Here is a 7,208-nt window from a genome sequence, read left to right as displayed (position 1 = left end):
TTCGGGGTAGTTCTTCCGCTTTGCCACCTTGGATCACTTCCCCTGGATGACGAAACATCCAGCGTCCAGGTGTCGGAATTTCGGGGGTCACTCCAGTTCAAGGTCGTACCGATATACATGCCAGCCAACGGAGTTGGCGACTACGTCGTCTTCTTCAGCAACAAGCACGCGTCCACTACAACAGCTTCGCGGCTATAGAACGGTGGCGTACCGGCTCGCGTACCAGTGCCCGATCGCGTCCCGGAAGTCGCCGAGCCGCCAGTCCGTGTAGCCGAAGACCCCGTGGTCGACGCGCTCGCGCAGCGCGGCAAGGACCTCGGGCGGGGAGGCGAAGTCCATGTCGGAGATGGTGAAGGGGAGCAGGTCGGGGACGCCGAAGCGGTCCGCGATGCCGTCCCACTGGACCGACCAGGTGCCGTGCCGGTCTATCTCACGGTCGAAGTCGTACAACGGGCCCTCCGCCCTCTCGTCGACGCACGAGAGCCCGGCACCTCGGGGAGGTGCCGGGCCCGTCGTTCACAGGCTTGCTTCAGCCACTCGCTTCAGCCCGCTTGCTTCAGCTGCTTACTTGAGCTTCGTGCCGGTCGAGCGGAGCGCGGCACACGCCTCGGTCACGCGGACGGCCATGCCGGCCTCGGCCAGCTTGCCCCAGGTGCGCGGGTCGTAGGTGGACTTCTTGCCGACCTCGCCGTCGACCTTCAGGACACCGTCGTAGTTGCGGAACATGTGGTCCACGACCGGACGGGTGAAGGCGTACTGGGTGTCGGTGTCGAGGTTCATCTTCACGACGCCGTTCTCCAGCGCGGTGGCGATCTCCTCGGCGGTCGAGCCCGAGCCGCCGTGGAAGACGAAGTCGAACGGGTTGACCTTGCCGAACTTCTCGGCGACGCCCGCCTGGAGGTCCTTGAGGAGCTCGGGGCGGAGCACGACGTTGCCCGGCTTGTAGACGCCGTGCACGTTGCCGAAGGACGCGGCGAGCAGGTAGCGGCCCTTCTCGCCCAGGCCGAGGGCCTCGGCGGTGCGGATCGCGTCGTCGACGGTGGTGTACAGCTCGTCGTTGATCTCGTGGGTGACGCCGTCCTCCTCGCCACCGGTCGGGGTGATCTCGACCTCAAGGATGATCTTGGCGGCGGCGGCCTGCGCGAGCAGCTCCTGGCCGATGGCCAGGTTGTCGGCGAGGGTCTCGGCGGAGCCGTCCCACATGTGCGACTGGAACAGCGGGTTCTCGCCACGGGCGACGCGCTCGGCCGAGACGGCCAGCAGCGGACGGACGTAGCCGTCCAGCTTGTCCTTCGGGCAGTGGTCGGTGTGCAGCGCGACCGTGATGTCGTACTTCGCGGCGACGATGTGCGCGAACTCGGCCAGGGCAACGGCGCCCGTGACCATGTCCTTGTTGTACTGGCCGCCCAGGAACTCGGCTCCACCGGTCGAGATCTGGATGATGCCGTCGCTCTCGGCCTCAGCGAAGCCGCGCAGCGCAGCGTGCAGGGTCTGGGTCGAGGTCACATTGATGGCCGGGTAGGCGAACTTGCCTGCCTTCGCCCGGTCGAGCATCTCGTTGTAGACCTCGGGGGTTGCGATGGGCATTCGTCCGCTCCTTGTGATGTGCGGGGTGTGTGCGTTGCTGTCCCTGACCTGGGGGCGACGTCATCGTCGCCCCCATCCTTCCAGACTCTCGTCCTGGCTCCCACGGGCGTGGCACACCAAGGGGCGGGGCGTTTCACGTGAAACACCCCGCCCCTGGGTAAAAATGCAGGTCAGGACCGCTTTCGCCAGGGTCCAGGACCTAAGTCACGACTTCGCGGCGGTTACGCCAGGCCGAGATCGTCCAGCTGGTAGCCGGTGAGGTACGGCAGACCCGCCTCGGCGATCGCGCCGGCCGCGCCCCGGTCCACGATCGTGGCCACGGCCACGACCTCGCCGCCCGCCTCACGGACGGCCTCGACGGCCGTCAGCGGGGAGCCGCCGGTGGTCGAGGTGTCCTCGACGACGAGGCAGCGACGGCCCTTCACGTCCGTGCCCTCGATACGGCGCTGCATGCCGTGCGCCTTCTGCGCCTTCCGTACGACGAAGGCGTCGAGGCGCTGTCCGCGCGCGGCGGAGGCGTGCAGCATCGAGGTCGCGACCGGGTCGGCGCCCAGGGTCAGACCGCCGACGCAGTCGAAGTCCAGATCGGCGGTGAGGTCGAGCATGACCTGCCCGACCATCGGCGCGGCCTCGCCGTCCAGCGTGATCCGGCGCAGGTCGATGTAGTAGTCGGCTTCCAGACCCGACGAGAGGGTCACCTTGCCGTGCACCACGGCCTTGTCCTTGATCTGCTGGAGCAGCTCAGCGCGTACGTCAGTCATGGTCAGCAGCTTAAGGGGCGTCCGCTTACGGCCGCCCACCGTCGCTTGTGGTCGCTTGCGGGTACTTGCGGCCGCTCACCGTCGCTCACGGCCGTCGCCAGCTCCAGACGCTCTCGACCTCCAGCGGGTCGATCGGGGTGACGAGGCGCGGGAGGGTGTTGAGGCCGTTCGGCGGGCCGGACTGCGGCTCGACGCAGACCGCCTCCGCCGGCTCGTCGTAGATCACGACCCACTCGGCGCGGCTGGTGACCTTCAGCTCCAGCTCCTCCGGCCAGGTGAGGGTGACGTCGACGCCGTCGGGCATCCCGAAGCAGTCGTCCCAGGGGCCGGGGAGCGGGTCGATCCGGCGGCCGGTGGGGAGGTGGTTCTCGCCGCGCTCCTCCTGCCAGGCGGGCGTGAAGTCGAGCCGTACGTCCTGGCCGCCCTGGCCGAGGTTGCGCAGGAACCAGGGGTGCCAGCCGACCTGGGCCGGGAAGGAGGCGTCGTAGGTCTCGACCCCGAACCGGAGGGTGAGGGAGTCCTCGGCCAGCTCGAAGACCTGGGTGACCCGGCCCTTGTACGGCCACGGGTCCCCGAGCTCGCAGGTGAAGACCGCCTCCGTCTCCGAGACGCGGGCGGTCTTCCAGGCGAGGTCGCGGACAGTGCCGTGGATGGCGTGCGGGGGTGCGTTGACCGGCAGCTGGTGCGTGGTCGCCCCGTCGCGGAAGCGACCGTTCTCGGTCCGCCCGCACCAGGGCACCATTGGGAAGCTCCCGAACCGCTCGCCCTGGCGCAACACCTCGGTCCCGCCGATGCGCAGGCCCTCGATCCGGCAGCCGTGCTCGGGGCTGATGGTCAACTCGGCGTCGCCCGCCGTCAGTCGCGTCTGCATGCTCACACCCCGACCCTAATCGCGACGGGCCGGTTCAGCGGCGTCGGCGCAGAGCCCGTCCGACGACGACGGCGGAGGCGATGGCGAGCGCGGCGGCGGGGGCGATCCAGCGGAGGGTGGCGGTCGCGCTGGTGGCCTCGGGCGCGGGGACGGGGGCGTACCGGCCGCGCGGCGGGGCGTGGTCGACCTCCTCGGCACTGCGCCCGATCATGGTCCGCCGCGCGTGGGCGGCCTCGGCGGCGGGCTGCGGGGACGGGAACTCGATCGGGGTGGTGCCGAAGTCCTCATCGAGGCGGGGGTCGAGGGAGGAGGGCGGGACGGGCGCGTCGAAGACGGAGGAGCGACCGGGCTCCTCGACACCGTCGTCCACCCCGTCGTGATCGGAGTCGGAGTCGGAGTCGGGTTCGGAGTCGGAGGCGGGTTCGGAGTCGGAGGCGGGTTCGGAGTCGGAGGCGGAGTCCGAGTCGGAGGCGGAGTCCGAACTGGAGGCGGAGTCCGAGGCGGAGGCGACCTCCTCCCCTGCCACCGGCTCCTCCCGTGCCACCGGCGCCTCGGGCTCCTTCGGCTCCCCCATCAGCGCGGCGAGGGCCTCCACGAACTTGTCGAGCAGCTTGGCACCCGCCGTTGCCCGGGCCTCGTCCGTCGCCTCGGCGAGCCGGCCGGCCGCCGTCAGCGCGCCGGTGAAGCCGATGCTCGTGCCCTCGTCCACCGGGGTGAGGACGACGGTCAGGGAGAGCTCGGCCGAGCCCTTGCCCCGGGCCTCGGCGCCCTTCCCCTCGTAGGTGATGGCGCCGTCCCGCTCGACGACCCGCAGGGCGCCCCGGTAGGTGATGGTGTGGCCGCCGACCCGGACCTTGAGCCGGCCCGCGAGGGGGCCCGCCTCCGCGTCGGCGTCCCGCTGGAGGCCGGGCACACAGCGGGCCACCCGGGCCGGGTCCGTGAGCGTCGCGCGCAGGGCCTCGGCCGGGACCGGAACGAACACCTCATGCTCCATGGAAGCCGAGCCTACTCAGGCCGGGGCGCGGCGTCGCCTCTTTGCGCCGGGCCCGCGCGCCCCTGCCACCACGTCCCGCCTTCCTCTTCAGCCCCCGCCTTGCGCGCTTCCCCCCTCAGCCGTCGCCTTCGCCCTCTCCCCCCTCAGCCACCGCCTTCGCCCTCTCCCCCCTCAGCCACCGCCTCTCCGTGCTTCCCCTCAGCCTCCGTACCTCGGGTGCACCAAGGTCGAGGGCGGCAGTTCGGGGACCCTGGTCCGTTCGGCGCGGCGCGCGGCGGCCTCCAGGGTGCCCGGGGCGAGGGAGCGGAGCCGGGGCGCGTCGGGTGCGAGGCCGAGGAGGGGCGGCCGGTCGCCCGGGACCGCGAGGAGGAAGCCCCAGTCCCCGGGCCCCTGTTCCGTACCGCCGGTGCGGTCGGCGCGATCGGGACCCGCCGCGAAACCGGGGGTGCGGCCGCTCGCGCTGTAGGGGCGGGTGGCGAAGCCGGCGGCGCGCAGGGTGGCCTCCACGGTCCAGTAGGTGCGCGGCCGGTCGGTGACCGATCCGGCGTGCACGGCGAACCGCCCCGAAGCGGTGAGGACGCGGGCCACGAGTCCGTGGAACTCCTCCGAGTAGAGCTTCGTGCTGGGGGTGATGCCCGGGTCGGGGAGGTCGGAGATCACCACGTCGTACCGTTCCTGCACATGATCGGCGGCGCCCCGGAGCCAGTTGAAGGCGTCCGCGTAGACCACCCGGACGCGGGGGTCCCGGAACGCCTGTGCGTTGAGCGTGGCGAGGGCCGGATCGGTGCGGGCGAGGCGGACGACGCCGGGGTCGATCTCGACGACGGTGACGGCGGAGACCCCGGAGTAGCGCAGCACCTCGCGGGCGGCGAGCCCGTCCCCGCCGCCGACGATCAGCACGCGCGCGTGCGGGCCCTTCATCGCGGGGTGGACGAGCGCCTCGTGGTAGCGGTACTCGTCCTGTCCCGCCACCCGCAGCCGGCCGTCGAGGAACAGGTCGGGCGGGCCCTCGCGGCCTCCCGTCACGACCACCTCCTGGAGGTCGGTGTGGACGGCGACCCGCACCTGGTCCCCGTACACGGCCCGGCGCGCGGCCTCCTCGAAGTCGTCGACGAGCACGGTCGCGGTGGCCAGGACGGCGAGGACCGCCATGTTCACCCCGATCAGCAGGGCCCGGGAGCGGGCCGTGAGGTCGCGGCGGAAGACCCACAGCACGAGGCCGCCGCCCGCGATCGCGTTGACCGCGCCGGTGACGAGTGCGCCGGTGAGCTGGCCGAGCCAGGGCAGCAGCAGGAAGGGGAAGGCGAGGCCGCCGACGAGCGCGCCGACGTAGTCGGCGGCGAAGAGGTCGGCGACCGTGCCGGCGGCGTCGTCCTGCTCGACGGGCGGCGCCTGCCGCCTCGCCCGCTTCGAGGGCCTCGGCTCCGCCCCCGCGGCCCGCTGTATGAGGGACATGAGGAGCGGGATCTCCGCGCCGATGAGCACGCCGATGGCGAGCGAGAACGCCACGACGACGTGCCGCGACTCGCCGAGCCAGGCGAAGGCCGCGTACAGCGCGAGGGCCGAGCAGCCGCCGATGAGCGCGAGCCCGGCCTCGACCAGGCCGAAGCCGACGGCGGCGCGGCAGCGCAGCCGCTTGGCGAGGAGCGAGCCCACGCCCATGGCGAAGACCATCACGGAGAGCACGACGGAGGCCTGGGTGACCGAGTCGCCGATCAAGTAGGACGCGAGTGCGACCAGTTCCAGTTCGTACACCAGACCGCAGGCGGCGCAGACGAAGACCACGGCGAGGATTGGGAAGCGCACCGCCTCGCCCGACCGCGACGGCCGCGGCGGCCGGGACGGCCTGGGCCGTCTGGGCGGCCGCTCGCGCCGCCGCACGGGCGGTTGGCGCACCCTGGTGGGTGGCATGGTCACGGTCGGCTCGATCATGAGCGTAACGCTACGTCACGACTTACTCGCCCTTTGTCACCCACACGAGTGCATCTGGAGCCCTTGAGGGGCGCATCAGAGCGTTGCGGGCATACGTGCGCCGATCCGGGTCCTGGTGACCACCAGCTGCCCTTCCTGCGGGTAGGCGTGCCAGGTGCGCCACCGCACCTGGCCCTCGTGACGCTGCGCCAGCATCGCCGTGAACGCGTGCGGGGAGCCGGGGAAGGTCCCCGCGAGTCCGTTGGGGTGGTCGGCGACGAGGGCGAGCAGCTCCTGCGCACGGCCCGCGAAGGAGCCGTGCGAGAGCGTCTCGACGCGCGCCGCGAATTCGTACTCCCATTCGCCGACGCGCTTGGAGACGCCGAGCGGGAGGGGGGTGCTGCTGCCGGGCATGCAGGCGACGGTCTCCGAGCAGCTGCGCCCCTCCTCCTCCAGAAGTACCTGGTGGGAGGCGCCGAGCAGTCTCAACTGAATTCTGGCGCCGGAGAGTTCGAGGTCGAGTACGGCCAGGGCGGGCAGCGGCTCGCGCCCGAGGGCCCAGGCCAGATCGGCCGCGCGGGTATCGGTGTAGGAGGTTTTCAGGGTGGTGAGCATGGGTCGGCTCCGCAAACACGGTTTGACGGGTGGGCCGGGGGCGCCCCGGAGAGGGTCCAACGGGAGTGGGGGATCGCCGGCTCGGTTCCACACACGGTCCGAGGGCTGTCTCTGTCAGGAGCGAGAGAACCACGGACGCCGGGCGACTCGCAGCGTTTTTACCCAACTTGCCGTGGTTTCCAACCCCTTCGGGGACCCCACAGTTCAATTGTTCAATCAGAATCGATCGACAAGATCCGCCGAAATGCCAACGTCACGTGCCTCCTGGCCCGTTGTGTCGAGCCCTTGCCCGGTCGGGCCGGTCAGCCTGACCGGCCCGACCGACCAGCCTGACCGGCCCGACCAGCCCGACCGGCCGGCCCGGCCCCAGGCGTCGCCCGGCAGACGGGACTTTCGAAACACGCCCTAGCTTGATCTTTAACGTGTGGCGTCGAACGGTGCGTCGTACTTGATCACTCGGTTCGGTAAC

Annotated in this window: 6 protein-coding genes and 1 pseudogene; all 7 read right to left on the bottom strand. The window is 71.2% G+C overall.

Features of this window, described 5'->3' with window-relative positions:
• Window positions 1-195: 195 nt before the first annotated feature.
• Window positions 196-450, bottom strand: a pseudogene (locus ACWFR1_RS39855) (transcriptional regulator); the annotation flags it as partial.
• A gap of 114 nt (window positions 451-564) precedes the next feature.
• Window positions 565-1,587 carry a class II fructose-bisphosphate aldolase gene (fbaA, locus tag ACWFR1_RS39850; RefSeq protein WP_453560860.1) on the bottom strand — a complete coding sequence of 341 codons (1,023 nt, stop codon included), beginning with the start codon at window positions 1,585-1,587 and terminating at the stop codon, window positions 565-567.
• A gap of 221 nt (window positions 1,588-1,808) precedes the next feature.
• The gene (gene pyrE, locus ACWFR1_RS39845) at window positions 1,809-2,348 is read right to left on the bottom strand and encodes an orotate phosphoribosyltransferase (RefSeq protein WP_453560857.1); all 540 of its coding nucleotides are present in this window, start codon (window positions 2,346-2,348) and stop codon (window positions 1,809-1,811) included.
• 85 nt (window positions 2,349-2,433) lie between these two features.
• Window positions 2,434-3,219, bottom strand: coding sequence for an aldose epimerase family protein (locus tag ACWFR1_RS39840; RefSeq protein WP_453560862.1), 786 nt, complete (start codon window positions 3,217-3,219; stop codon window positions 2,434-2,436).
• Window positions 3,220-3,253: 34 nt separating this feature from the next.
• Window positions 3,254-4,213 (bottom strand): SRPBCC family protein, encoded by a 960-nt coding sequence (locus ACWFR1_RS39835; protein ID WP_453560855.1) that lies wholly within the window; start codon window positions 4,211-4,213, stop codon window positions 3,254-3,256.
• Between the two features lie 198 nt (window positions 4,214-4,411).
• A complete protein-coding gene (locus tag ACWFR1_RS39830; RefSeq protein ID WP_453560852.1) occupies window positions 4,412-6,145 on the bottom strand; it encodes a polyamine aminopropyltransferase in 1,734 nt (577 codons plus the stop codon).
• Window positions 6,146-6,220: 75 nt separating this feature from the next.
• Window positions 6,221-6,739 carry a DUF2617 family protein gene (locus ACWFR1_RS39825; RefSeq protein ID WP_453560850.1) on the bottom strand — a complete coding sequence of 173 codons (519 nt, stop codon included), beginning with the start codon at window positions 6,737-6,739 and terminating at the stop codon, window positions 6,221-6,223.
• Between the last annotated feature and the right edge of the window lie 469 nt (window positions 6,740-7,208).

It is taken from the genome of Streptomyces sp. NPDC055103 (assembly GCF_053607625.1).
This window is presented reverse-complemented; position numbering and strand designations above follow the sequence as displayed.

What these genes read in the sequence shown, in the direction of transcription:
- fbaA (WP_453560860.1), bottom strand. Translation starts at nt 1,587, where the DNA reads ATGCCCATCGCAACCCCCGAGGTCTACAACGAGATGCTCGACCGGGCG.
- pyrE (WP_453560857.1), bottom strand. Translation starts at nt 2,348, where the DNA reads ATGACTGACGTACGCGCTGAGCTGCTCCAGCAGATCAAGGACAAGGCC.
- ACWFR1_RS39840 (WP_453560862.1), bottom strand. Translation starts at nt 3,219, where the DNA reads ATGCAGACGCGACTGACGGCGGGCGACGCCGAGTTGACCATCAGCCCC.
- ACWFR1_RS39835 (WP_453560855.1), bottom strand. Translation starts at nt 4,213, where the DNA reads ATGGAGCATGAGGTGTTCGTTCCGGTCCCGGCCGAGGCCCTGCGCGCG.
- ACWFR1_RS39830 (WP_453560852.1), bottom strand. Translation starts at nt 6,145, where the DNA reads ATGATCGAGCCGACCGTGACCATGCCACCCACCAGGGTGCGCCAACCG.
- ACWFR1_RS39825 (WP_453560850.1), bottom strand. Translation starts at nt 6,739, where the DNA reads ATGCTCACCACCCTGAAAACCTCCTACACCGATACCCGCGCGGCCGAT.